Origin of the sequence: Flavilitoribacter nigricans DSM 23189 = NBRC 102662 (assembly GCF_002646595.1) — a bacterium.
Taxonomy (GTDB): domain Bacteria; phylum Bacteroidota; class Bacteroidia; order Chitinophagales; family Saprospiraceae; genus Flavilitoribacter; species Flavilitoribacter nigricans.
In genome coordinates this window covers 1-1,833 of record NZ_PDUD01000111.1, presented here as the reverse complement: position 1 = coordinate 1,833, position 1,833 = coordinate 1, and the positions used below count along the sequence as shown (strand labels likewise).

Sequence of the window (1,833 nt, the reverse complement as noted above, 5' to 3'; positions counted from 1 at the left end):
ACAGATGAATCAGATACTTTGCCCATAATAGTCTCGTGTGACGGGCACCTTCGTCCAACGTGTCCGTTAAGCGAAAGCTCCGCTTGGGCTACGCCTTCGGTTAACGGACTTAATGTTGGCAGCCATCCGGGGGAACCGAGCGCGACACGGAAAAACCAATTATTACAGCCAAACAGTACTTAAGAAAATAGCTAAGCGAGACGTCGACGGCCGATCGGGAGCGCGTCCCTGCGGGGCAAGATGTAGGTCAGCCGAGCACAACATGGAAAATAGGACAGAAAAATGCCAAGCGAAATTGAAATTTAGCCGAGAAAGACATAACATGTGTCCGAGCTCGACATTGAAAATATAAATAGGACGGCAGCCAACATCCGCTAGCCGCCCAGCCTCCGCTGAAGCTTCGGCCGATCGTCTAGCGAACCGTTGTAGCCAATTAATAGATGCCAAGAGCGATATTAACAATACTAGTTCTGAATTTATTCAATTTGCACCTGTTTGGACAGATTGATGATGATGCAATTCGTCAGAAGGTCCTAGAAATGAATCTTCCCGATAGCGCTTTTGTATTTGGAGAATGGAGTGAAGCAGGAGGAACTGAGACTCACCTAAAATATCTAGGTACAATTGAATCGAATAAAGAGACCTACAAAATTATGACTTCAAGCTGGATATGGGGGCTATCTGGTAGGGCAACGAACCGGATTTTGGTATTTACTTCAAATAATGACTACATAGGTAATTACTATATAGGAATGATGTACGAGCTTCCTGATAAAATTGAAGAAAATAAGTTAGTATTTCTTAATTTAGAAAGTGAACGATGCGATGAAAATGCCATAACCGAAATTTCATTTATAGATGGTATACCCGAAAAATTTTTTATAGAATGTAAAAATGGCTATGGTACTCTTTATTCTTTTGAAAAAGAAAATTAACTGGCTACAACAAAAGCCTATGCGATCAGCCTCCGCAAAGCTCCGGCCGATCGCATAGCCTGGCCGTTCCACACCATTAAGAAACAAAAAACGATGAATCCAAGAGTAGAAAAGGTTTACAAAGAAAATCGTCAAATTTTGGATTCGATAATCGGATTAGAAATTAAATCAGCGATCGAAGAACAATATTTTTTTGAAGGTAAATTACAGGAAGAATCAAGAGGAACTCTTAAACTTGAATTTTCAACTGGAGAACAAATTACTTTAAGCTGTGATGCAGATGCTGAATCAATAAGAATACAAAGAGGAGGATTTTTAGATAAGAGTTCTTTAGAGAAAGATTTTAAAGATGGTAGATACCATTGGAAAGAGAAGGAGTTTTTAAGAAAAGAGGAATTGCAAGCATTTGGCTATATCCAAGGCACCGAAATTGAAATTACGACTTGGGGACAAAGAGAGATTCAAACTGGATGTAGGTTAACTTTGAAAAGTGGAGATTTTATACACATATGGACAACTCCTTCGGACAATATTTTTTACGGTATCAATCATGAACCGATTTATGACCAAGAAAAGGACATGGAAATTAGATTAAAAAAATAGAAACGGTGTGGAACACCCCGCTAGCCGCCCAGCCTCAGCTTTGCTTCGGCCGATCGTCTAGCGAACCGTTAGCTGCCATTTAAAAATCGATGCATTTTATTAAGAAAATAATCATTTTACTTCTACTTGGACAGCTTAGCTGTGCTGGAGATGATTCGGTATTTTCCAAAAAACGTAAATTCATTGGTTTTTGGGGAGAGACGGAATGGATCTATCAGTTTGATCAGTACGGAAACTATACATTAAGAGGTGAAGGACATCTAGGGGGAGGAACTAAAAGTGGAAAGTACATAAA

3 protein-coding genes are annotated in these 1,833 nt (G+C 39.7%); all 3 read left to right on the top strand.

Annotated elements, in window-relative coordinates; genetic code table 11:
* The first annotated feature begins 440 nt into the window (after positions 1-440).
* Positions 441-935: a hypothetical protein gene (locus CRP01_RS41610; protein ID WP_099156021.1), complete on the top strand. Its 495-nt coding sequence runs from the start codon at positions 441-443 to the stop codon at positions 933-935.
* Positions 936-1,028: 93 nt separating this feature from the next.
* Complete coding sequence (locus CRP01_RS41605; protein ID WP_099156020.1) at positions 1,029-1,538, top strand: hypothetical protein; 510 nt, start codon at positions 1,029-1,031, stop codon at positions 1,536-1,538.
* An 89-nt stretch (positions 1,539-1,627) separates the two neighbouring features.
* A partial coding sequence (locus CRP01_RS42925; RefSeq protein WP_222845957.1) for a hypothetical protein occupies positions 1,628-1,833 on the top strand: 206 nt, incomplete at its 3' end.